The sequence below is a fragment of the Streptomyces sp. NPDC003943 genome (assembly GCF_053605265.1).
Window position 1 is genome coordinate 93136 of the sequence record NZ_JBSGIW010000009.1, and the last position, 24440, is coordinate 117575.

At 75.0% G+C, this 24440-nt stretch carries 11 protein-coding genes; all 11 read left to right on the forward strand.

The window, feature by feature from the left end; translation table 11 throughout:
• Nucleotides 1-50 precede the first annotated feature (50 nt).
• Genes ACWEV0_RS06270 through ACWEV0_RS06320 form a run of 11 tightly spaced genes read left to right on the forward strand, consistent with a single transcriptional unit; the run spans nucleotide 51 to nucleotide 24369 of the window.
• Nucleotides 51-845: a thioesterase II family protein gene (locus ACWEV0_RS06270; RefSeq protein WP_453146943.1), complete on the forward strand. Its 795-nt coding sequence runs from the start codon at nucleotides 51-53 to the stop codon at nucleotides 843-845.
• Complete coding sequence (locus ACWEV0_RS06275) at nucleotides 842-2548, forward strand: condensation domain-containing protein (RefSeq protein WP_453146945.1); 1707 nt, start codon at nucleotides 842-844, stop codon at nucleotides 2546-2548. Before ACWEV0_RS06270 ends, ACWEV0_RS06275 begins: the two co-directional genes overlap by 4 nt.
• Nucleotides 2545-4404, forward strand: coding sequence for an amino acid adenylation domain-containing protein (locus ACWEV0_RS06280; protein ID WP_453146947.1), 1860 nt, complete (start codon nucleotides 2545-2547; stop codon nucleotides 4402-4404). The genes ACWEV0_RS06275 and ACWEV0_RS06280 overlap by 4 nt, the downstream gene beginning before the upstream one ends.
• Nucleotides 4401-8954: a beta-ketoacyl synthase N-terminal-like domain-containing protein gene (locus ACWEV0_RS06285; RefSeq protein ID WP_453146949.1), complete on the forward strand. Its 4554-nt coding sequence runs from the start codon at nucleotides 4401-4403 to the stop codon at nucleotides 8952-8954. Before ACWEV0_RS06280 ends, ACWEV0_RS06285 begins: the two co-directional genes overlap by 4 nt.
• 2 nt (nucleotides 8955-8956) lie before the next feature.
• Nucleotides 8957-10216, forward strand: a complete 1260-nt coding sequence (locus ACWEV0_RS06290) for a MupA/Atu3671 family FMN-dependent luciferase-like monooxygenase (RefSeq protein WP_453146950.1) — start codon at nucleotides 8957-8959, stop codon at nucleotides 10214-10216.
• Entirely contained in the window at nucleotides 10213-14319 is a 4107-nt protein-coding gene (locus ACWEV0_RS06295; protein ID WP_453146952.1) for a non-ribosomal peptide synthetase, read from the forward strand. The genes ACWEV0_RS06290 and ACWEV0_RS06295 overlap by 4 nt, the downstream gene beginning before the upstream one ends.
• Entirely contained in the window at nucleotides 14312-15556 is a 1245-nt protein-coding gene (locus ACWEV0_RS06300) for an MFS transporter (protein ID WP_453146954.1), read from the forward strand. The genes ACWEV0_RS06295 and ACWEV0_RS06300 overlap by 8 nt, the downstream gene beginning before the upstream one ends.
• Nucleotides 15553-18978 carry a condensation domain-containing protein gene (locus ACWEV0_RS06305; RefSeq protein ID WP_453146956.1) on the forward strand — a complete coding sequence of 1142 codons (3426 nt, stop codon included), beginning with the start codon at nucleotides 15553-15555 and terminating at the stop codon, nucleotides 18976-18978. Before ACWEV0_RS06300 ends, ACWEV0_RS06305 begins: the two co-directional genes overlap by 4 nt.
• On the forward strand, nucleotides 18978-20264 hold the full coding sequence (locus ACWEV0_RS06310) for an enoyl-CoA hydratase/isomerase family protein (RefSeq protein ID WP_453146957.1): 1287 nt from the start codon (nucleotides 18978-18980) through the stop codon (nucleotides 20262-20264). The genes ACWEV0_RS06305 and ACWEV0_RS06310 overlap by 1 nt, the downstream gene beginning before the upstream one ends.
• A complete protein-coding gene (locus ACWEV0_RS06315) occupies nucleotides 20243-21871 on the forward strand; it encodes an AMP-binding protein (protein ID WP_453146959.1) in 1629 nt (542 codons plus the stop codon). The genes ACWEV0_RS06310 and ACWEV0_RS06315 overlap by 22 nt, the downstream gene beginning before the upstream one ends.
• Nucleotides 21868-24369, forward strand: coding sequence for a non-ribosomal peptide synthetase (locus tag ACWEV0_RS06320; RefSeq protein WP_453146961.1), 2502 nt, complete (start codon nucleotides 21868-21870; stop codon nucleotides 24367-24369). Before ACWEV0_RS06315 ends, ACWEV0_RS06320 begins: the two co-directional genes overlap by 4 nt.
• The last annotated feature ends 71 nt before the right edge of the window (nucleotides 24370-24440 follow it).

Sequence of the window (24440 nt, forward strand, 5' to 3'; positions counted from 1 at the left end):
CCCGGCGTCCTCGCACGCCACGCACGCACGCGCTCCGACAGGGATTCACGTTGACACACGACACCGACAGGGCCACGGACCGCTGGATCCGCGGCTTCCATCCCAAGCCGGCGGCCGAGCACACCCTGGTCTGTTTCCCGCACGCGGGCGGCGCCGCCAGCTACTACCACGCGCTCTCGGCGGCGCTCGACCCCGACGTCGAGCTGCTCGTGATCCAGTACCCGGGGCGCGAGAACCGGCTCTTCGACGAGCCGGCGCGGTCGGTGGAGGCGCTCGCGGACGCGGTGGCGCGGGCGCTGACCGCACGTGAGCTCGACCGTCCGGTGTTCTTCGGGCACAGCATGGGCGCGATCGTCGCCTTCGAGACGGCCCGCCGCCTGGCCCGGACGGCTTCCCGGCCGGCCGCGCTCGTCGCCTCGGCCTGCGCCGCGCCCTCGCACCACGAGGCCCGCGCCGAGCGGCTCGACGGGGCCGGCGAGGAGACGGACACCGAGGTGCTGGCCCGGATCATGGGCCTGGGCGGCACGGACCTGGACGTCGCGGAGCACGCGGAGCTGATCCGGCTCTGTCTGCCCGCGCTGCGCGCCGACTTCGGGGCCCTGGAGCGGTACCGGGTGGCGCCCGACGTGACGGTGCCCTGCCCGATCACCGTGTTCGCCGCCGACGGCGACCCGAACGTGCCGGCGGCGGACGCCGGTCTGTGGGGCCGCCATTCGGCCGCGGGCCCCGCCGACGTGCACCTCTTCGAGGGAGACCACTTCTACTTCCGGGCGCGGCCCGAGCCGTTCCTGGACCTGCTGCACCGCACGGTGCGTTCGGCGCGCAAGGGGGTGGCGTTCGCATGACCGCGAGCGGATTCGTGACGGAGGAGCTGGCCCGGCTCTGGTCGGAGCTGCTCGGTGTGGACGAGCCGGCGCCCGGCGCGGAGTTCGCCGCGCTCGGCGGCGGCCAGGAGACGGCGGAGCGGCTCGCCGGGCTGATCGACGAGGAGCTGGGGCTGACGGTGTCGGCCGCGGAGCTGCTCGGCGCGGGCACGCTCGCGGAGATGGCCGAGGTGGTGGACGCCGCCATGAAGGCCCCGCCGGCCGGGCCCACCACCTCCGGCACCGGTACGTCGGCCGCGCTTCCCGGCCCGGCCCCGGCACCGTTCCCGGCGTCGGACGCGCTGCGGGCACTGCCGCGCGACGCGGACGCGCGGCCCGCGCTGTCCTTCGCGCAGCAGCGGCTGTGGTTCATGCAGCAGATCGACCCGGAGACCACTCTCTACAACGTGCCGACGGTGCTGCGGCTGCGCGGCGCGCTCGACCGGGCGGCGCTCGGCCGCGCGCTCGACGCGGTGGTGGCCCGCCACGAGGTGCTGCGCACGACGTACGCGGCGCCGGCCGGCGTACCGCACCAGGTGATCGCCGCGGCCGGGCCCGTACCGCTGCCGTACACCGACGTGTCCGCGGCCGGCGATCCGGAGGCGGAGGCGCGGCGGATCGCCGACGAGGAGGCCCGGCGGGTCTTCGACCTGGCCGCCGCTCCCCCGCTGGCGGCCCGGCTCGTGCGGGTCGCGGCGGACGACCACCGGCTGGTGGTGACGTTCCATCATGTCGCCATCGACGGAGGGTCGGTGGAGGTCTTCTACCGCGAGCTGGGGCTGCTCTACGGCTCCGCGGAGGGGCTGCCGGAGGCCGCGCTGCAGTACGCGGACCTGGCCGAGTGGCAGCGGGCGCGGCTCACCGGCGGCACGCTCGACGCCCTGGTCGGGCACTGGCGTACGGTTCTCGGTGAGGATCCGCGGGCCCTTGAGCTGCCGACGGACCGGCCGCGGCCCCGCTCCAAGAGCTTCCGGGGAGCGGTCGCCACCCGTCTGCTTCCCGCCGAACTGGTCGGGGCGGTACGGGCGTTCGGGCGCGCCGAGCGGGCGACGGCCAACATGACGCACCTGGCGGCGCTGTACGCGCTGCTCGCGGGCTGGGCCGGGGCCGAGGACGTGACGGTGGGCATTCCGGCCGCCGGGCGCACCCGGCCCGAGCTCCAGGAGCTGGTCGGCTGCCTGATCAACATGGTGCCGGTGCGGACCGGGCTCGGCGGGGACCCCGGCTTCCGGGCCCTGGTCGGCCGGGTGCGCACGGCGGTCCTGGACGCCGCCGCGCACCAGGAGTTGCCCTTCGACAAGCTGGTCGAGGCGCTGGTCGCCCGGCGCGGCCGGGACTTCATGCCGGTGTTCCGGGTGATGTTCAGCTACCTGGGCGAGCGGCGCGCGCCGGTCTTCGCCGGACTCGACGGCTTCGCCCTTGATCTGACGGGACCTCAGGACACCGCGAAGTACGACCTCAGTCTGTACGTGGAGGAGCGCGGCGGCGACGCCGTGGAACTGACCCTCGAGTACGACACCGATCTGTACGGGCCGGACACTCCGGCCGCGCTGCTCGCCGCGTACGAGCGGACCCTCGCGGAGGCCGTCGCCTCCCCGGACACCCCGGTCGGCCGGCTGCCGGCCGTCCTGTCCTTCACCGCCGCGCACCGAGGCGCCACGCACCGAGAGGAAGCACGACCTTGACCGTTGACGGACGGGACTCCGCTCCGGGGACCCTGCACACCTGGTTCGAGCGGCAGGCGCGGCTGCGCGGCGACGCCGTCGCCGTGTCGGGCCCGGACGGCCGGCTGACCTACCGGGAGCTGGAGCGGGACGCCAACCGGCTCGCCCACCACCTGCGGTCCCTGGGCGTCGGCCCGGAGGTGCCGGTGGCGGTGCGGCTGGAGCGGACCCCGACGCTGATCACGGCGCTGCTCGCGGTGCTGAAGGCGGGCGGGGCGTACGTGCCGGTGGACCCGGCGAGCCCGGCCGAGCGGCAGGAGTTCATGCTCGCCGACGCCGGTGCGACGGTCCTCGTCACCGACCGGGCGGACGGTGTCCGCGGCACCGCGCACACGGTGCTCACCGGCCCCGGCGGCACCGATCTGTCCGGCTGCCCGGACGAGGCGCCGGAGCACGGCGGCGGCGCGGTCGCCGCGAACCTCGCGTACGTGATCTACACCAGCGGTTCGACCGGCACCCCGAAGGGCGTCATGGTCGAGCACCGCCAGGTGACGGCGCTGCTCACCGGCACCCGGGAGCACTTCGGCTTCGGCCCGGACGACGTGTGGTCGATGTTCTCGTCGGCCGCGTTCGACGTGTCGGTGTGGGAGATGTGGGGCGCGCTGCTGCACGGCGGGCGTCTGGTGGTCGTCCCCGACGACGTGCGCCGGTCGCCACAGGACTTCCACGGGCTGCTGCACCGCGAGGGCGTCACGGTCCTCAACCAGACGCCGGCCGCCTTCCGGCAGCTCGTCCGGTACGAGGAGGAGCTGGCCGAGCGCGGCGGCACGCCCGCCGGACTGGCGCTGCGGGTCGTCGTGTTCGCCGGTGAGGCGCTGCCGCCGGAGATGCTGCGGCCGTGGCTCGCGCGGCACGGCGCGGACCGCCCGGAGCTGGTGAACATGTACGGGATCACCGAGACGACGGTGCACTCCACGTACCGCCGGATGAGCGCCGCCGACCTGGCCGGTTCGGCCAGTGTGATCGGCGAGGCGTTCGACGGCTGGTCGATGCGGGTGGTCGGGGCCGACGGGCTGCCGGCCGCGGCCGGCACGGCCGGTGAGCTGTACGTGGGCGGCGCGGGCGTGGCCCGCGGCTATCTGGGCCGTCCGGCGCTGACCGCCGAGCGGTTCCTGCCGGACCCGGACGCGACCGTGCCGGGCGCCCGCCGCTACCGCTCGGGCGACAGCGCGCGGGAGCTGCCGGGCGGCGACCACGAGTACCTGGGGCGGCTCGACCACCAGGTGAAGATCCGCGGCTACCGGATCGAGCTGGGCGAGATCGAGAACGCGCTCACCGCGCACCCGGAGGTCCGCGACACCGTGGTGGTCGTGGACGAGGACGCGGCCGGCGACCCGCGTCTGGTGGCGTACTGGGTCCCGGCGGGCCCCGCGGACGCGGCCGGTCCTTCGGAGCTGCGCGAGCACCTCGGGCGGACGCTGCCCGAGTACATGGTGCCGAACGTGTTCGTGGCCCTGGACCGGCTGCCGCTGACCATCAACGGCAAGGTGGACCGGCGGGCGCTGCCGGCTCCGGAGGCCGTACGGCCGGAGCTCGACGCGGACTTCGCGGCGCCGGCCACACCCGTCGAGAAGACCCTGGCCGACATCTGGGCCGGGCTGCTCTCCGTCGACCGGGTGGGTCTCGACGACGACTTCTTCGAACTGGGCGGGCACTCGATGCTCGCCACCCAGGCCGTGGCCGTGGCCAAGGAGCGGCTCGGGGTGCCCGTGACGCTGCGGATGCTCTTCGACCTGCCGACCGTACGCGAACTCGCGGGTGAGCTGGAGGACTTGCTCGCCGCCCGCAACGACGACACCAACGAGGGGAACGCATGACCGCGCAGACGCACGGGACGGAGCTGCCGGAGCAGTCCGTCGCCATCATCGGGATGAGCGGGCGCTTCCCCGGGGCCCCCGACGTCGAGGCGCTGTGGCGGCTGGTCGTGGCCGGCGCCGAGGGCGCCACCCACTACACCGACGAGGAGCTGACCGCGGCCGGCGTGCCCGAGGCGCTGCTCGCGGACCCGGCGCTCGTCAAGTCGGGTTTCCCGCTGGAGGGTTACGACCGGTTCGACGCGGCCTTCTTCGGGATCACGCGCTCCGAGGCGGAGCTGATGGACCCGCAGCACCGGCTGCTCCTGGAGACCGCGTGGCAGGCCCTTGAGCGGGCCGGCTATCCGGCGGGCTCCTGCGACGCGCGTACCGGTGTGTTCGCGGGCGTCTCGGGCAGCGGCTATCTGCGCGAGCGGATCCCGCAGGACGGCCCCGACGGCCGGGTCTCGGACGAGATCCAGGTCGCCGTCGGCAACGACCCGGGCATGCTGGCGCTGCGCGTCTCGTACAAGCTGGGTCTGACCGGGCCGAGCTTCACCGTGCAGAGCGCCTGCTCGTCGTCGCTGGTCGGCGTGCACCTGGCGGTGCAGTCGCTGCTGTCGCAGGAGTGCGACATGGCGCTCGCGGGCGGCGTGGCGGTGCGGGAGTTCGAGCCGCGCGGCTACCGCTACGAGGAGGGCGCGATCCTCGCCGAGGACGGGCACTGCCGCCCGTTCGACGCCGAGGCGACCGGCACGGTGTCCGGCGACGGCGTGGCCGTGGTCGTGCTGAAGCGCCTGGAGGACGCGCTCGCGGACGGCGACCACGTGCACGCGGTGATCCGCGGTTCGGCGGTCAACAACGACGGCGCCGCCAAGATCGGCTTCACCGCCCCGTCGGCGCGCGGGCAGGCCGAGGTCGTCTCCGAGGCCCTGGCGGTCGCCGGCGTCGAGCCGGGCTCCATCCAGTACGTCGAGGCGCACGGCACGGCCACGCCGCTCGGCGACCCGATCGAGGTGCAGGCGCTCACCGAGGTGTTCGGTGACGGACTGCCCTCCGGCTCCGTGCACCTGGGCTCGGTGAAGTCGAACATCGGCCACCTGGACGCGGCGGCCGGGGTGACCGGTCTGATCAAGGCGGCGCTCGCCCTGGAGCACCGGCACATCCCGCCGACCGCCCACTTCTCCGCGCCGAACCCGCGGCTCGCCCTCGACAAGGGACCGTTCCGGGTGGACGCCGAGGGCCTGCCCTGGCCCGAGACCGACGAGCCGCCGCGCGCCGGTGTGAGCGCCTTCGGCATCGGCGGCACCAACGCGCACGTCGTCCTGGAGGCCGCGCCCGCCGTCGAGGCCGGGGACACCGACGACAGCCGGCAGGTGCTGCCGCTGTCGGCGCGCACCCCGGAGGACCTCCAGGCCGCGGCCGAGCGGCTCGCCGACGCCCTGGAGGCCGAGCCCGAGGCGGGCCTCGCGGACGTCGCGTACACCCTCCAGCTCGGCCGCGCCGCGCTCCCCCACCGCCGCGCGGTCGTCGCCGCCGACCGCGCCGAGGCCGCCGCCGCGCTGCGCCGGACGGTGCCCGCGACCGAGCCGGTCGCCGAGGACGCGGAGGCGCCCGCCACGGTCTTCCTGTTCCCCGGGCAGGGTGCCCAGTACGCGGGCATGGGCGCGGAGCTCTACCGCACAGAGCCGGTGTTCCGCGAGGCGTTCGACGCCTGCGCCGACATCCTCGCGCCGCTGACGGGCGCGGACCTGCGCGAGCTGGTGTTCGCCGCCGACGCCGACGGCACGGCCGCGGGCGAGCGGCTGCGGCAGACCCGCTGGACCCAGCCGGCGGTCTTCTGCGTGGACTACGCGGTGGCGCGGCTGCTGATGTCGTGGGGCGTGCGCCCGGACGCGATGACCGGGCACAGCCTGGGCGAGCTGGTCGCGGCCTGCCTGGCGGGCGTGTTCAGCCTGGCGGACGCGCTGAAGGTGGTGGCGCGGCGCGCCGAGCTGATGCAGGACCTCGCGCCCGGCCGGATGCTGTCCGTGCTGCTCGACGAGCAGGCCGTCGCCGAGGCCGTCGAGGGCACCGGCGCCGTGGTCGCCGCCGTCAACGCGCCCGGCTCGTGCGTCGTCGCCGGCACCCCCGAGGAGGTCGGCGCGGCCCGCAGCGTCCTGGAGGGCCGCGGGGTCTCCGTGAAGGAGCTGGAGACCTCCCACGCCTTCCACACCCGCCTGGTCGAGCCGGCGCTGCCCGGGCTCGCCGAGGTGCTGCGCTCGGTGACCCTGAACAAGCCGTCGATCCCGTTCCTGTCCAATGTGACCGGCGGCTGGATCACCGACGAGCAGGCCACCGACCCGGAGTACTGGGTGGCGCACACCCGGCAGCCGGTGCGCTTCGCCGACGGCATCGCCACGCTGGCCCGGCGCGGCCCGGCCGTCCTCGTCGAGGCCGGCCCCGGCAGCCAGCTCAGCGGCCTGGTCCGCACCCACGACACGCCGCAGCCGGTGGTGACGCTGCTGCGCCGCCCGCGCGGCGAGGCCGCCGCCCCGGCCGAGGACCGCGCGCTGCGCGAGGGCCTCGGCGAGCTGTGGCGGCACGGCGTGGCCGTCGACTGGACGGCGCTGCACTCCGGCCGCACCCGGCGCCGGGTGCCGCTGCCCGCCTACCCGTTCCAGGGGCCGAGCCATCTGCTGCCCAAGCCGGAGGCGGGCGGCACGGTCGGCGTCCGCAAGGACGCGGCACGCTGGACGTACGCCCCGGTGTGGCACCCCGCGCCGCTCCCCCAGGGGGATGACGAGACTCCTCTGACGTGGCTGGTGCTCGCCGACGGGCGCGGGCTCGCCGACGAGGTCGCGGCCGGGCTGCGCGGCGCCGGCCACACGGTCGTCACCGTGCGCAAGGGCGCCGGCTACGCCCGTACCGCCGAGCACGAGTTCACCGCCGCCCCGGCGGCCGCGGGCGATCTGCCGCAGGTCGTACGGGAGCTGCGCGGCGAGGGCGTCACGCCCGACCGGGTGCTGCACGCCTGGTCGGTCACCGGCGACGCCGACCCCACGGACGCGGCCGGACGCTACACCGAGGCGCTCGACAGCGGCTTCCACGCCCTGGTGGGGCTCGCGCAGGCGCTCGGCGAGTCCGGCGAGGACCGTCCGGTGCGGTTCGACGTCGTCACCGACGACCTCCAGGACGCGTACGGCACGGCCGTGCTGCGGCCGGAGCGGGCCACCGTGTACGGCGCGGTGACCGTACTGCCTCAGGAGTACACCTGGCTGACCTGCCGGGCCGTGGACGTGAGCCTCGGCGCCGGAGCCGCGACCGGCGCGGTCGCCGGCCGGCTCGTCGCCGAACTGGCGGGCCCGGGCGGCGAGTCGCTCGTGGCGTACCGGGGCGGGCGACGGCTGCTGCGCGCGTTCGCGCCGGTCGAGCTCGCGCCCGTACCGGCGGAGCGGGCCTGGCCCGAGGGCGCGGGATTCGTGGTGACCGGACTGCCCGGCGAGGCGGGTCTGAGCTTCGCCGAGCACCTGGCGGAGTCGGGCGCCCGGCTGCTGCTGGTCGGCGAGGCCGACGAGCCGTCCGGTGAGCGTCTCGCGGCGCTGCTCACGGGCGACGGCGTGACGTACCGCGCCGCGGACCTGAGCGACGCCGAGCAGACGCGCGAAGTCCTGCGTCAGGCCCGCGAGCTGTTCGGCGCGGGCGGGCTGCGCGGCGTGCTGCACTTCCCGGAGGCGCGGGGCTCCGGCCTGGTCGCGCTGAAGAGCCGGGAGGACTTCGACGCGGTCCTCGCGGCGCGGGTGCGTTCCACGCTGCTGCTCGACGAGCTGCTCGCGGACGAGCCGGAGGTGTTCCTGCTCGCGGGCTCGTCGACGACGGGTGTCATCGGCGGCTTCGGCCAGTCGGAGAACACCGCCGCCGCCGCGTTCACCGACGCCTGCGCGCAGGCCGCGGCGGGCGCCGGGCGCACGGTCGTGGCGTTCGACGTGGCCCAGTGGGCGTGGGACGACTGGTTCGAGCAGCAGATGGCGGGCCTGCCGGAGGTGCGGGCCGTGTACGAGCGGCTGCGTCACGAGCAGGGCGTGCCGGTGGCCGAGGGCCTGGGCCTGGCCCGGGCGGCGCTGGCCGGCGGACTGCCGCAGGTCGTGGTGTCGCGGGCGGACTTCCAGGACGTCCTGGCCGACCAGGCCGGTCTGACGGCGTCCTCGTTCACCGACTCGCTGGGCGGTGGCCGGCAGGCCGCGGACGACGGCTGGGACCCGGCGACGGTGTGGCCGGACGACGAACTCGCCCAGTCGGTGGCGCGGGTGTGGCGGGACATGCTCGGCGCCTCGCCGATCGGCCCGGACGACGACTTCTACGAGCTGGGCGGCAACTCGTTGTTCGCCATCCAGATCGTGAGCCGGCTGCGCGCGCTGCACGGCGACTTCCCGATGAGCGCCGTCTTCGAGGCGCCGACCGTGGACGGTCTCGCGGCGGCGATCCGGTCGCACCAGGCGGAGGCGATCGGCCTGGACGAGTTCGAGGCGCTGCTGCGCGAGATCGAGGGCCTGTCGGCGGACGAGGCCGAGGCGAAGCTGAAGGGTGACGCGTGACCATGGCGGATCGGACGAACGAGTCGGAGACCGCGCGGCGGCTCCAGGAGCGCCTTGCCTCGCTCTCGCCGAGCCAGCGCGCCGTACTGGAGAAGCAGCTGCGGGAGCGCAGGCAGAAGGCGCCCGAGGAGCTGGGCGGCGGGGAGACGGAGCGGGCGGCGAAGGCCGCCGCGCCGCGCCGCGCGCGCCGGGCGGACAGCCGGATGGACTTCAGCCTGTTCTTCTTCTCCGGTGACGGCACGGCGGCCGGCCCGGGCAAGTACCAGCTGCTGCTGGACAGCGCCCGGTTCGCGGACCGCAACGGCTTCAGCGGCATCTCCGTACCGGAGCGGCACTTCGTCGACTTCGGCGGCCTGTACCCGAACCCGTCGGTGCTCGCGGCGGCCCTCGCCATGGTGACCGAGCGGATCCAGCTCCGCGCGGGCAGCACGGTGCTGCCGCTGCACCACCCGGTGCGGTCGGCCGAGGAGTGGGCGGTCGTGGACAACCTGTCCGGCGGGCGGGCCGCGATCTCGGCGGCCTCCGGCTGGCACCCTGACGACTTCGTCCTGGCGCCCGGCGACGGGCAGGCGCGTTATCCGCACCGCAAGGAGGAGATGTTCGAGGCGATCGCCACGATCCGCCGGCTGTGGGCGGGCGAGAGCGTCGAGGTGGCGCGCGCCGACGGCTCGCTGCAGAGCGTGCGTTCGCTGCCCCGGCCGATCCAGCCGGAGCTGCCGGTGTGGGTGTCGGCGCAGGGCAGCCCGGACACGTTCGTCAGGGCCGGCGAGATCGGCGCGAACCTGCTGACCGGGCTCGTGGCGCAGCGTCCCGCGGACCTGAAGGAGAAGACGGCCGCGTACCGCGAGGCCCGCGCGAGGGCCGGGCACGACCCGGACACCGGCATCGTCACCGCCATGGTGCACACCTTCCTGTGGCAGGACGAGGAGGAGGCGCGCGAACTGGTCCGCGGCCCGCTGACGGGCTATCTGAAGACCTTCCTGGCGCAGCAGGACAGCTTCGGCAGCGAGTTCTCCAAGCTGGGCGAGGAGGGGCAGGAGGCCATGCTGAACGCCACCTTCGAGCGCTACTTCGACTCCCTGGCGCTGCTCGGCACGCCGGACAAGTGCGAGTCGCTGATCGAGGACCTGGTGGACATCGGGGTGAATGAGGTGGCCTGCCTCGTCGACTTCGGCCTGGAGCCGGACGTGGTGCTCAAGGGCCTGGAACACCTCACCGAACTGAAGGACCGCTACCGGTCCGCGGAAGGGCAGCAGTCGTGACCGACTTCGCAGACCGGCTCGCCGGACTCACCCCGGCCCAGCGCGCCCTGCTGGACCGCAAGATGCGCGAGCGGGCCTCGCAGGCCGCGGCGGCGCCGGCCCTCGGCCCCGTCACCCGGCGCACCACCACGGACCCGGTGCCCCTCACGGTGGACCAGGAGCGCATCTGGCTCATCCACCAGTTCGACCCCGAGGACCCCGTCTACACGGTGCACTTCACGTCCCGGCTGCTCGGCGACCTCGACGTGGCCGCGCTGCAGCGGGCGGTGGACTCCTTCGTCGAGCGGCACGAGGCCATGCGCACCACCTTCGCGCAGGACGGCGACAAGCCGGTGCAGGTGGTGCACCCCACGATGGACGTGCCGATCCGGCACGTGGACCTGCGGGACGTGGCGGCGGAGAAGCGCGAGTCGGAGATGGAGCGGCTCGCCACGGCCGAGCTGCGCGCGCCCTTCGACATCGTCGCCGGCCCGCTGCTGCGGGTGACGCTGATCAAGCTGGCCGAGGAGGAGCACGTGCTCGTCGGCGCGGTGGACCACCTGGTCTGGGACCGCGGCTCGATGGGCATCTTCAACGCCGAGATCGCCGAGTTCTACTCCGCGTACGCCACCGGCCGCGAGCCGAAGCTGCCGGAGATCGAGGTGCACTACCCGGACTACGCGCTGTGGCAGCCGGAGTGGCTGCGCGAGGAGGTCGCGCGCCGGCATGTGCCGTACTGGAAGAAGCAGCTCGCCGGCGCCGACGCGGTCCTCGAACTGCCCACGGACCGGCCCCGTCCGCCGGTGATGACGTCGAACGGCGCCCGCCACCAGTTCCCGTTCACCCCCGAGCTGACCAGCGCGGTGAAGGAGCTGGCGAAGCGGGAGGGCGTGTCGGTCTTCGTCCTCCTCCTGGCCGCCTGGGAGGTGCTGCTTCACCGGCTGTCCGGGCAGGACGACATCCTGGTCGGCACCACCTCGTCGACCCGCGGCCGGCCCGAGATCGAGCCGATGGTGGGCTACTTCCTCACGGTCCTGCCGCTGCGTTCCACGCTGCGGCCCGGGATGACGGTGCGGGAGCTGCTCGCGGCGACCCGCACCACCATGATGGGCGCCTTCGACCACAACGACATCCCGTTCGGCACGCTCCTCGACGAGCTGGACCTGGACCGCGACCCGAGCCGGACGCCGCTGTACCAGTCGTCGTTCATCCTCGTGGACTTCCACTACGAGGAGCAGGCGCCGATGGCGGGCCTGCGGGTGGAGGAGCTGACGCTCGACAACGAGACGGCGAAGGACGACGTGATGCTGGGCGTCTTCGACGACCCGGGCATCGCCGAGGACCACTTCCACTGCCTCTTCGAGTACAACACCGACCTGTTCGACGACAGCACGATGGCGCGCTTCGCCCGCCAGTACATCCGGCTCGTCGAGCAGATCGTCGCCGACCCGGGCACGGCCGTGGCGGACCTCTCGCTCGTCGGCCCGGAGGACGCCCACCGGATGCTCGTGGAGTGGAACCGCACCGAGGCCGAGCGGGAGCCCGGCGCGGCCCTCGACGTCCTGGTACGGCGTCAGGCCGCGGCCACCCCGGACGCGGTGGCCGTGTCCTCGGGCGACGAGTCGCTCACGTACGCGGAGCTGGTGGAGCGGGCCGGACGGCTCGCCTCCTACCTGCGCGGCCGCGGTGTCGGCGAGGAGACCGTGGTCGGCGTGTGCCTCGACCGGTCGGTCGACCTGCTCACCGGCCTGCTCGGCGTGCTGATGGCCGGCGGCGCCTATCTGCCGCTGGACGCCGGCTACCCGGCCGCCCGTCTCGCCGACATGACCGGCGACGCCGGCGCCCGGCTGGTGCTCACCCGCGCCGCGCACCTGGACGTCCTCGCGGACTGCCCGGGCGAGCGGGTCTGCCTGGACACCGACGCGACGGACATCGCCGCCGCCTCGCCCGAGCCGGTGCGGCTCGCGACGGCGTCGGCCGAGGACCGGCTGGCGTACGTCATCTACACCTCCGGCTCCACGGGCCGCCCCAAGGGCGTCGAGGTCACCCACCGCAACCTGGTCAACCTGCTGCTCTCGATGGCCGGCGAGGTGGGCCTGCGGCCCGGCGACACCCTCGCCGCCGTCACGCCGGTGACCTTCGACATCGCGGGCCTGGAGCTGTACGCGCCGCTGGTCAGCGGCGCCCGCACGCACATCGTGCGCAAGGAGGAGGCCGTCGACGGGCGCAGGCTCGCCGAGGTGCTCGCCGAGACCGGCGCGACCGTCCTCCAGGCGACCCCGGCGACCTGGCACCTGCTGGTCGAGGCCGGCTGGGAGAACGACGGCTCGCTGCGCGCCCTGGTGGGCGGCGAGGCGCTGCCGCCGTCGCTCGCCGAGAAGCTGGTCCGCGAGCCGGGCCGCACCTGGAACGTGTACGGACCGACCGAGACCACCATCTGGTCCACCGCGCACCGCCTCGACAGCGGCACCGAGCAGATCTCCATCGGCCGCCCGCTCGCCAACACCCAGGTGTACGTGCTCGACGAGCGGCTCGCCCCGGTGCCGGTCGGCATGCCGGGCGACCTGTACCTCGGCGGCACCGGCGTGGCCCGCGGCTACCGCGGCCGGCCGGCGCTCACGGCCGAGCGGTTCGTGCCCGACCCGTTCTCCGGCCGCCCCGGCGCGCGGATGTACGCCACCGGCGACAAGGCCCGGCTGCGCGAGGACGGCACGCTGGTCTTCCTGGGCCGCGACGACGGCCAGGTGAAGCTGCGCGGCTTCCGCATCGAGCTGGGCGAGATCGAGGCCCGCCTCGAACAGCACCCGGGCGTGCGGCGCGCGGTGGCCCTGGTCCGCGAGGACCGGCCCGGCGACAAGCGGCTCGTCGGCTACGTGGAGGGCGAGGGCGACGCGGCACCGTCCCAGGAGGAGCTGCGCGAGCTGCTGCGCGGCTTCCTGCCGGACTACATGGTCCCTTCGGTCATCGTCCGCCTGGACTCGTTCCCGCTCAACACCAGCGGCAAGATCGATCGCCGGGCGCTGCCCGCGCCGGTGATCGAGCGCACGGCCGGCAGCTACGTCCCGCCGCGCGACGCCCTGGAGCTGGAGGTCGCGCACATCTGGGAGGAGGTCCTCGGCGTCTCGCCGGTCGGGCTGCACGACGGCTTCTTCGAGCTCGGCGGGCACTCGCTGCTGGTGCTGCGGCTCATGGCGGAGATCGAGCGCCGCTACGACCGGCGGCTGCCGATGGCGGCTATCTTCCGCGGCGCGACCGTGGAGCGCTTCGCGCGGATGCTGCGCGAGGGGTACGCGGACGAGGACAGCGTCCATCTCATCGAACTCGGCGCCGGGGAAGGCGGCTCGGCCGCTCCGGTCTTCTTCGCGCACCCCGCGGGCAGCGAGGTCGTCTGCTACATGCCGTTCACCGGCCTCATCGAGGGCGGCCGGCCGGTGTACGCGCTCGCCTCGCCGCCGCCGGTGGACGGCCGGCTGCCCTTCGACGGCTTCGGCGAGCGGGCCGCGGCCTACGCCGAGCTGATCCGCGAGACGCAGCCCGAGGGCCCGTACACCGTGGCCGGCTGGTGCTACGGCGGCTCCAACGCCTACGCGGTCGCCGCCGAGCTGGAGAAGACCGGCGCGGAGGTCTCCGTGATCATGATGGACGCGCACGCGCCGGCGGTCGTCCCGGAGGGCGACGAGCCGGACCGGGCCGACATCGTGGAGGCCGTCGCCGCCAACCTCCAGTGGGACTACGGCGACCGGCTGAAGCCGGTCGACGAGCTGCGCGGGATGACTCCGGACGAGCACCTCGACTATCTGCTCGGCCTGGCCCGGGCCTCGGACTACCTGCCGCCGGACGCCGGCCGTGAGCAGATCGCGGACGTGCTCGACCTGTGGGTGGCCAACCTGCGCCTGCTCTGGAACTTCCGCCCCGACGCCGTCAAGGGCCGGGTCACGCTGATCCGCGCGGCCGAGGAGGAGCACGACCCGTCCGACTCCTGGCGGGAGCTGACGGGCCGGGACATCGACGTCCGCACGGTGGCCGGCAACCACTACACGATGATGCGCCACCCGTACGTGGAGGGGCTCGCGGCCGTCCTCAACGAGGTGCTGCGCACGGAAGACGAGGGTCCGCATGCTTGAGCTGCTCAAGGACCGCACGTACATCCGCTACTGGCTGGCGGTCGTCGCGTCCTTCCTCGGTGACGCCATCACCAAGATCACCCTGATCTACGTGGTGGCCACCGGGACGTCGAACCCGGTCCTGTACGTGTCCCTCGTCGTCATCGCCCAGCTGCTGCCGTCCGGTGTGCTCGGCGCCTTCGTCGGCCCGCTGGCCGACCGGGTGCCGGCCCGGGTCCTGATGGTCGGCTCGGACCTGGTCCGGGCCGTCCTGGCCCTGCTGATGATCGTCGTACGGGACTCGCCGCTGCCGCTGCTCGCGCTGATCCTGCTGAGCGGCATCGGCAAGGCGTTCTTCGAGACCGCGCGGATCAGCGCCGTCCCGCTGATCGTGCGCGGCCACAGCATCCCCACGGCGGTGGCGCTGTTCCAGTCCACCAACCACACCCTGAACCTGGTCGGCCCCGCCATGGGCGGTCTGCTGCTCGCCCTCGGCAGCGTCCCGGCGGTCTTCGTCATCGACGCGGCGACCTTCGTGGTCTCGGCGCTGCTGCTCGGCAGCATGGCCGTCCTGAAGGAGGTGCCGGTGCCGGCCGCGGCGGGCGTGAAGCGCGAGTCGTACTGGCAGTCGCTGCGCGTCGGGCTCGGCGGGGTGATGGCCGTGCCGTCGCTGCGCTTCCTCGCCGTCGTGCTCGTACCGGTGATGCTGGCGCTCGGCCTGTTCACCACCAACCTCAACACCCAGCTGCTCTCCGGGTTCCACCTCGGGGCGTTCGACTACGGCCTCGCGCAGGCGGCGTTCGGCGCCGGCTCGGTCGTCGGAGCGCTCATCGGCCCGCCGCTGGTGCGCCGGGCCGGCGACCGCAGGCTGCTGGTCTGGTCGATCGGGCTGTTCGCCGTGTCGCTGCTGCTGCTCGCCCCCACGGGGCGGCTGCGCGACGCGCTGGGCGTGTCGGTCGTGCTCGTGTGGTGTCTGATCGCCGGGCTCGGCTCGGGCCTCTTCCAGGTGCCCGTGGCCAACACCCTGCTCAGCGACCTGCCCGATGAGCTGCGCGGCCGGGGCGTCGGCCTGCTCAACGCGCTCATGGTCAACTTCATGATCATCGGTGTGGTGCTCGGCGGCGTCGTCGCCGACCTGGCCGGCATCTCCCGGTCGATCGTCCTCACCGGCGCCGTGCTGCTGCCCGTCGCCGTGCTCCTCGCCCTCTCCCCGCTCGGCCGGGCCCGCGCCGCCGCCGAATCGGAGGTCGTCTCGTGACCGCCCCCACGGAGGAGCTGCGCCTCCCCCTCACCCGTGCCCAGAGCCGGCTCTGGACCCTGGCGCACCTGCGCCCCCGCGACCCCTTCTTCAGCGTGCCCTTCGCCGTCGACGTCGAAGGCCCGCTGGACGAGGACGCGCTGGGCCGCGCCCTCGCCGAACTGGTGCGCCGCCACCCGGCGCTGCGCGTCCGGATCGTGCGGGACGCGGACGGCGAGCCCGTGCAGTCGGTCCTCGACGTCGCGTCCGGCGCCCCGGCCGTGCCCGTCGCCGAGCCGGTCGGCGAGGCCGAAGCCGCCCGGCTCGCCGAGGAGTTCGCGGCCGAGCCCTTCGACGTCGACGGCGGTCCGCTGCTCCGGCTGCGGCTGCTCCGGCTCACCGACTCCGCGGCCACCGCACACCGGCTGCTCGTGGGCGTCCACCACATCGTCTTCGACGGCGCCTCGCTCACCCTCTTCGTCACCGAACTGACGGAGCTGTACGGAGCGTTCGCCGAGGGCCGGCCGGTGTCGCTGCCGGAGCCGGCCGTGGCGTACGGGGACTTCCTCGCCGCCCGCACCGAGCGCGACGAGCAGGACCGCGCCGAGAACCTCCGCTACTGGACCGCCCGCCTCGCCGGCGCGCCCCAGGTCACGGAGCTGCCGGTACGGGCCCCGCGCGGCCCGGCCGCCGGGCACGCCGGGGACCGGCGCACCGCGCACATACCGGCCGATGTCGTGGAGCCGCTGCGGACGCTCGCGCGGCAGAAGCGGTGCACGCTGTACATGGTGCTCAAGGCCGCCGTCGACGTCGTGCTCTGCGCGTACGGCACCACCGACGTCCTCACCGGCATGGCCGTGTCGGGCCGCGACACCGTCGAGTCCGCCGGCGTCGTCGGCTACCTGACCCGCCCGGTCGTCCTGCGGGCGGACCTCTCCGACGACCCCGAGTTCACCGCACTCCTCGGCCGGGTCCGCGGCGACCTCCTCGACGCCCTCGACCACCCCGACCTCCCGGTCGACGAGGTCATCGACGCGCTGGACGTCCCCCGCGACCCCAGCCACCACCCGCTCTACCAGGTCATGTACACCCACCAGCCGGCCGCGCCCGCGCACCGGGCGGGCGGCGCGGTCTTCCGCGCGGGCGAGCTGCGGCTCCCCACGACCAAGGCCGACCTGGCGATCGACACCCTGGAGACGTCCGACGGCGGCCTGCACGCGCTGGCCGACTACCGCGCCGACCTCTTCGACGCCGCCACCGCCGAGCTGCTCCTCGCCCGGCTGCGGACCGTCCTCGAACGCGTCGGCGCCGACCCGGCCCAGCGGGTCTCGTCCCTGCTCCGCCCCGACGAGACCCAGCGCCGCCAGCTCCTGACGGAGTGGAACCCGGCGGCCGGGGTCCCGCAGCCGGAGGAGTGCGTCCACACCCTCGTCGCCGCCCAGGCGGCGCGCACGCCGAACGCGGTCGCCGTGGCCGCCGGACCGCGCACCTGGACATACGGCGAACTGGACGCCGTGGCCGAGGAGCTGGCCGCGCGCCTGCGCGACCTGGGCGTCGGCCCGGAGACCCGCGTCGGCGTCTGCGCCCCGCCCTCCTTCACCCTGGTCGCCGCGGAACTGGCCGTCTGGAAGGCAGGCGGCGCCTGCGTCCCCCTGGCCTCGGACCTCCCGGCCTTCCTGATGCGCCTGGCCGTGGCCGACGCGGAACCGGAGGTGGTCCTGGCGGACCCGGTGGCGACGCCGTTCTTCGACCACACGCAGGTGCGGGTGGTCGAGGTGGACGCGGATGGCGGCGGAGCCGCCGGGGCGGCAGCGGGTTCCGCCGACGGCGGCGCCGGGCCCGCCCGGCCCCGCAACGCCGCTGTCGTGCTGCGCACCTCAGGCGCCACCGGGGAGCCGCTGCCCGTGGTGCTCGAACACCGGCAGCTGGCCTCGCGGCTGCGGTGGGCCGCGCGGGAGTTGCCCGCCGAGGCGCTCGACGCCGTCGTGCCCGTGGGCGCGCCGGACGCGGCCGGCGCGGTCTTCGAGCTGTTCGCGCCGCTGGTGCGGGGCGGCCGGGTGGTCGTACCCGTCGGGAACGCGGCCGGCACGGTCTATGCGGCGCCGTCGGTGCCGGCCTCGCCCACCGGGGCCGGCGTCGCCACCACGTACGTCCTCGCGGCGGGCGAGCCGTTGCTCCCCGGGCGGATCCAGGCCGCCGGCGCGCACCAGCTGTACGCGACGGCCGAGACCGGCGGACCCGCGCTGGGCGGGCCCGTGGTGACGGGCGCGGACGCGCTGTTGACACCGGCGGACCCCGCGGCACCCGACGCGAACCGGCCGTTGGCACCGGCAGTCGCTGCGGCGTCCCACGCGGACGGACCGGAGGCGCCGGCAGGCCCTGCGGCACCCGACGCGAACCGGCCGCCCACGCCCGCAAGCCCTGTGGCGGTCGGCGCTGACGGTTCCGCGGCCCTCGCCGCGGGCGCCCCGGTCGCGCTCGGCCTTCCCGCCGACGCCACCGTGTACGTCCTCGACCGGACCGGCGGCCTCGTGCCGCCCGGTGTCGTCGGCGAGCTGCACATCGGTGGCGCCGCCGTCGCGCGCGGGTATCTGGGACAGCCCGGGCTGACCGCCGAGCGGTTCCGGCCCGACCCGTACGGTACGGAGCCGGGCGGCCGGCTGTTCGCGACCGGCGACCTGGCGCGCTGGACGCCGGACGGGCGGCTGGAGTTCGCCGGGCGGGCCGTCGACCGGACCGACGTCTCCGGCGTCCGGGTGGCGGCGGTGGACGTCCAGGCGGCGCTGCTCGGGCACCCGGGCGTGGCCCGGGCCGAGGTGGTCGTGGGCGACGCGCCCGCGACCGCCGGCGCCGGCGCCGGCCGTACGGTCCTCATCGCCGCCGTCGCCGCGCGGCCCGGCGCCGAGCTCACCGCCGAAGCCCTGCGCGCGCACCTCGGCGGGATCCTGCCGGGCTATCTCCTCCCGCACCGCCTTGAGGTGCTCGACCGGCTGCCGCTGCTGCCCAGCGGCCGCGCCGACCGGACCGCGCTGCTCAAGGCGGTCGCCGAGGCAGCCGAGCGGCGGGCGGCGCGGGCCGCGGCCGAGGCGGCGGAGCGGCCGGTGAGCGAGGTGGAGCGGCTGGTGGCGGACGCCTGGGAGCAGGTGCTCGGGCGGGCCGTCGGCGCGGAGAGCGGGTTCTTCGACGTGGGCGGGAACTCGCTGCTCCTGGTCCGGCTGCGGGACCGGCTGCGGACGGCGCTCGGCCGCGAGGTCGATGTGATCGACCTGTTCCGGCACTCCACGATCCGGGCGATGGCCGCCTACTTCGGCAACGGCGAGGACGCCGCGGCGGGCGCCGCCGCCTCGGACCGCGGCCAGGCCCGGCAGCAGGCGCTGAAGGCCCGCGCCGGACGCGCCCGGGCCCGCACGACACGCACGACACGTACTCAAGGGGGATCATGATGACGGCGACGCCGGAACCCGGGCTCACCGGTGACTTCGAGGCCGACTCCACGACGCTGACCCGCTTCCTGGCCGATCTGGCGGAGCGGTCGGCCGGCGAGCCGGTGCACGGGCCGCTGCGCACGGCGGCCCGCCTCGCGCGGCGGCGGTTCATGGAGCGGCACGCGGACCGGCTGTACGAGGAGCTGACCGACGGGCGGCGGGCGTACCACCGGCTCGACGACCTGGCGACCGCGGCGGCGCAGCTGGTGCCCGGGCTGGTTCCGACGAAGGCGGAGCTGGAGGCGGAGCGGCGGCGTTCGCAGCGCGAGAAGCTGGGCCTGGAGATCGACCACGGCATCCTGTTCGGGGGTCTGCTCGACTCGGAGCTGTCGGGCCGGCATCTGCTCGACGCGATGCGCCGGCCGACCGAGCGGGCGCTCGCGGCCCTCAGCGGCTACCGGGCCACGGGCCGCGCCGACTTCGGCGTGGTCACGGTGGAGCGGCGCGGTGACGTCGGCGAGGTGACCGTGAACAACACGGCCTTCCTCAACGCCGAGGACGACCTGCTGGTCGCGGCCCTGGAGGCGGCCGTGGACCTGGTGCTGCTCGACGACTCGGTGCGGGTCGGCGTGATGCGCGGCGCGCCGATGACGCATCCGCGCTACGCCGGCCGCCGGGTGTTCAGCGCCGGCATCAACCTCACGCGCCTCTACGAGGGCCGGATCTCGCTGATCGACTTCTTCCTGACGCGGGAGCTCGGCTACATCCACAAGTTGCTGCGCGGCCTGAGCGTGCCGGACGACGGCCGCGACTGGTGGCCGGAGCCGGTGGAGAAGCCGTGGGTGGCGGCCGTGGACACGTTCGCGATCGGCGGCGGCGCGCAGATCCTGCTGGTCTTCGACCGGGTGATCGCCACCGACGAGGCGTATCTGACGCTGCCCGCGCTGCGCGAGGGCATCATCCCCGGCGTCGCCAACCTGCGGCTGCCTCGGGTCGGCGGCAACCGCCTCGCCCGCCAGATGATCTTCGCGGACCGGCGGATCGAGGCGGCCTCCCCCGAGGGCCGGCTGCTGTGCGACGACGTCGTGCCCGGGGAGCGGATGGACGAGGCGATCGCCGCGGCGGCCGCGACGCTCGCCGCCCCGGCCGTGATCAACAACCGCAGGGTGATGCACGCCCACGAGGAGTCCGAGGACGAACTGCGCCGCTACATGGCGGCCTACGCCATCGAGCAGTGCCGGCGCCTCCACAGCCCCGACCTGGTCGAGAACCTGGAGCGCACATGGATATCGAGGAACCGATGACCGCCACCGACCCCGCCACCCCCGACCCGGGCGACCCGGCGCGGCAGCTCACCTTCTACCGGCGGTTCGAGAACTCGGCGCAGCGGCTGCCCGACCGGCCGGCGCTGGAGATCGGCGCCGAGGTCCTCACGTACGCCGAACTGCGCGCCCTGGCGCTGACGCTGGCCGAGCGGATCGTACGGAAGCACGGCGGCGTGCCGCGCCGGGTGGCGCTCGTCGCCTCGCGTTCCGTCGCCGCGTACGCCGGTTATCTGGCGATCCAGCGGCTCGGCGCGGGTGTGCTGCCGCTCAATCCGGACCACCCGCAGCAGCGCAACCTGGACGTGGCCCAGCGGGCCGGCGTCGAGGCCGCGCTGGTCGACTCCCGCTCGGCGGGGCTCTTCCAGGCGCTGCCCGAGCGGTACCGGCCGACGGTCCTGGAGCTGGACGACGCCGAGCGGGCCGGCACGGCGCCGCTCGGTGACGGCCTGCCGCCGATGCCGGACGACCTGGACGCCGAGGCGTACATCCTGTTCACCTCGGGCTCGACCGGCCAGCCGAAGGGCGTGCCGATCCTGCAGCGGCACTTCTCGCCGTTCCTCGACCACAACATCCCGCGCTTCGAGATCCAGCCGGGCTCCCGGCTCTCCGGGGTCTTCGGGCTGACCTTCGACGCGCACGCCTTCGACCTGTTCGCCACCTGGGGCGGCGGCGGCACGCTGGTCGTGCCGACGGCCGCGGAGCTGTACCGGCCGGTCGAGTTCATCGTGGAGCGCGAGCTCACCCACTGGTTCTCGGTGCCGTCGGTGATCCGCGAGGCGCAGCGGCTCGGCAACATGCCGCTGGGCCGCGCGGTCACCCTGCGGCACAGCATCTTCGGCGCCGAGCCGGTCACCCGGCAGCACGTCGAGCTGTGGCGCGAGGTGGCACCGCACACCGAGATCCACAACGTGTACGGGCCCACCGAGCTGGCCCTGTGCTGCACCAACCACCTGCTCACCGGCCCCAGTTCCGACTGGCCGGAGTACGCGGGCGGCACGGTGCCGATCGGTGTGATGTACCCGCACATGGAGGGCGTGCTGCTCGACGAGGACGGACTCCCCGCCGAGCAGGGCGAGTTGTGCGTGCGCGGGCCGCAGCGCTTCGACGGCTACCTGGACCCGCGGGAGAACGCGGGCCGCTTCCTCTCGTACGAGGAGGGCGAGGGCCCCGCCGTCGGGTACGACGGCTCCGGGCCGCTCACCGACCGCCACTGGTACCGCACCGGTGACCGGATCCGCCGCGAGGACGGCGTCCTGATCCACTGCGGCCGGCTGGACCAGCAGGTCAAGCTGCGCGGCCACCGGGTGGAGATCGGCGAGGTGGAGGCGGTGCTGCGCCGCCACCCGCACGTGGTGGACGTGGCCGTGGTCGCGGTGACCGCCGAGGACGGCGAGACCGAGCTGGCCGCCGCCTACGCCGGGCGCGAGGTGGAGCCCTCGGCGTTCGACGCCTGGCTGCGCGACCAGATGCCGCTGCACATGGTGCCGGCGCGGATCCGGCTGCTCGACGGGCTGCCGCTGAACGACAACGGAAAGACGGACCGCATCGCACTGGCGCGGATCCTCGGGACCCGGGAGGGGTCATGACGCAGGCGCTGGACGAGACGGCCCACTGGCGGGCCGCACTTGACGGCCTGGAGCCGCTGGAGCTGCCGCTCGACCGGCCGCGCCCGGCGGCGCCCGAGGCCGGACCGGCGATGGCCGGGCACCCCGTCGCCGTCCCGGCCGGGACCGTGGACGCGCTGCGCAAGGCCGCGGCCGAGCTCGGCGTCGGGCTGCCGGACGCGCTGCTCGCCGCGTACCGCGCGGTGCTCGGCCGGTGGACCCGGAAGCGGGACGTGGCGGTCGGACTGCCGGTCGACGGGAACCTGGTCGTGGTCCGCCCCGGCCCCGGGGGCGACACCTTCGCGGAGTCCGCCGCGCGCGTCGCCGCCGCCGTGCGGGAGGCCCGGGCGCACGCCGGGACGCCGTTCGCGGAGCTCGCGGCCGCGCTCGGCGCGGAGCACACGAGCGGCCACCACCCGCTGGTGCAGGCGGTGTTCGGCGAGGCGCACGGCGGTTACGTGGCCCCGGCCGGCTTCTTCCCGCCCGACCTGGCGCTCTCGTGGGCGGAGAACACCGACGATGCCGAGGCGGGCCTCTCGCTCCACCTGCACTACCGGACCGCGGTCCTCACCGCCGCGACGGCCGAGCGGTTCGCGGGCGGTCTGCTGACCCTGCTCGCCGCCGTCGGCGACCGGCCGGGCGCCGCCCTCGACGAGCTGGACATCGTCCCGCCGGAGGAGCTGGAGACCCTGCGCGCCTGGGGCCGCAATCCCGCCGCCTACCCGAAGGGCGGCACGGTCGCGGGCCTGTTCGCCGTGCAGGCGGCCCGGACCCCCGACGCGGTCGCCGTCGTCTTCGGCGACGAGGAGGTCACGTACCGGGAGCTCGACGCCCGCTCCGGGCGCCTCGCCCGGCATCTGCGGGGCCTCGGCGTGGACCGGGACGTGCCGGTCGCCGTGTGTCTGGAGCGCGGCACGGAGCTGGTCGTGGCGCTGCTCGCCGTGCTGAAGGCGGGCGGGGCGTACGTGCCGCTCGACCCCGAACACCCGGTGGAGCGGCTGGCGTTCGTGCTCGCGGACACCGCGGCGCCGGTGGTCGTCACGCAGGAGTCGCTGCGCGGCCGGCTCGCCGGCGAGGGCCGGGTCCTGGTCGCGGTGGACACGGACCGGGCGGCGATCGACGGGCACGGGACCGACGGGGCCTCCCCGACCGGCGCGGGCCCGGACGACCTCGCGTACGTCCTGTACACCTCCGGTTCCACCGGCACCCCCAAGGGCGTGGCCGTCACGGTCGGTTCGCTCGTCAACCTGCTGTACGGCATGCGGGACACCTTCCCGGCGCCGCAGAGCGAACGGGTGCTCTTCACCACCTCCGCCACCTTCGACATCGCGGGCGTCGAGGTGTTCCTGCCGCTGATCACCGGCGGCCGGATCATCGGCGCCACCCGCGAGCAGGTGCACACCCCGCGCGCGCTCGCCGAGCTGGTCGACCGGCACGCCGTCACGCTCGCCCAGGCCACCCCGTCCGCCTGGCGCCCGCTGCTCGACGCCCTCGGCGACACCCGGCGCGAGCTGACGGTGTTCACCGCCGGTGAGGCGCTGCCGGCCGAGCTGGCGGCGCGGATGCTGCGCGCGGGCCGCCGGGTGGTCAACGGGTACGGTCCGACGGAGACCACCGTGTACGCCACGCTCGCCGAGATCACCGAGGCGGCGGGCCCGGTCCCGATCGGCCGGCCGTCGCCGAACACCGAGCTCTCGGTCGTGGACGAGCACGGCCGGCCGGTCCCGGCCGGTGTGCCGGGCGAACTGCTGATCGGCGGCGCGGGCGTGGCCCGCGGCTACCTCGGCCGCCCGGACCTGACGGCGGAGCGCTTCGCCGACGGCGTCTACCGCACCGGGGACCTGGTGCGCTGGCTGCCCGACGGCAGCCTGGACTTCCTGGGCCGGCTCGACCACCAGGTGAAGGTCCGCGGCTTCCGCATCGAACTCGGCGAGATCGAGGCGGCGTTGCTGGCGCACGAGGACGTCGCCGCGGCCGTGGTGACCGTGCGGGACGACGCCGTGCCGGGCGAGCGGGCGCTCGTCGCTTACTGTGTGCCGGCCGCCGGGCGGGCGCCCGGTGTGACGGCGCTGCGCGAGTGGTGCGGGCGTACCCTGCCCGGCTACATGGTGCCCGCCCTGTTCGTCTTCCTCGACGCGCTGCCGCTGACCGGCAGCGGCAAGACCGACCGCACGGCGCTGCCCGCGCCGGACGGCGACCGGTCGGGCCTGGAGGCGGAGTTCGTCGCGCCGCGGAACGCGGCCGAGCGCGCGGTCGCCCGGGCCTGGGCCGAGGCGCTGTGGGCGGACGAGGTCGGCGCGCACGACGACTTCTTCGAGCTCGGCGGCGACTCGCTGGTCGCCACCCGGGTCGCCCTGAAGCTCCAGGAGGAGTTCGGCCTGGAGATCCCGGTGCGGGTGCTCTTCACCCGCACGACCGTGGAGTCCCTCGCGCAGGCCGTGATGGCCGTGCGCCGCGGCGGCGACTGGCCGGCCGCCTGAGCCAGGCCCCAGGCCAGGCCCCGAGCCGGGCCCCGAGCCGCGCACGCCCCCGTGCCGTGCGGCCGGGACGG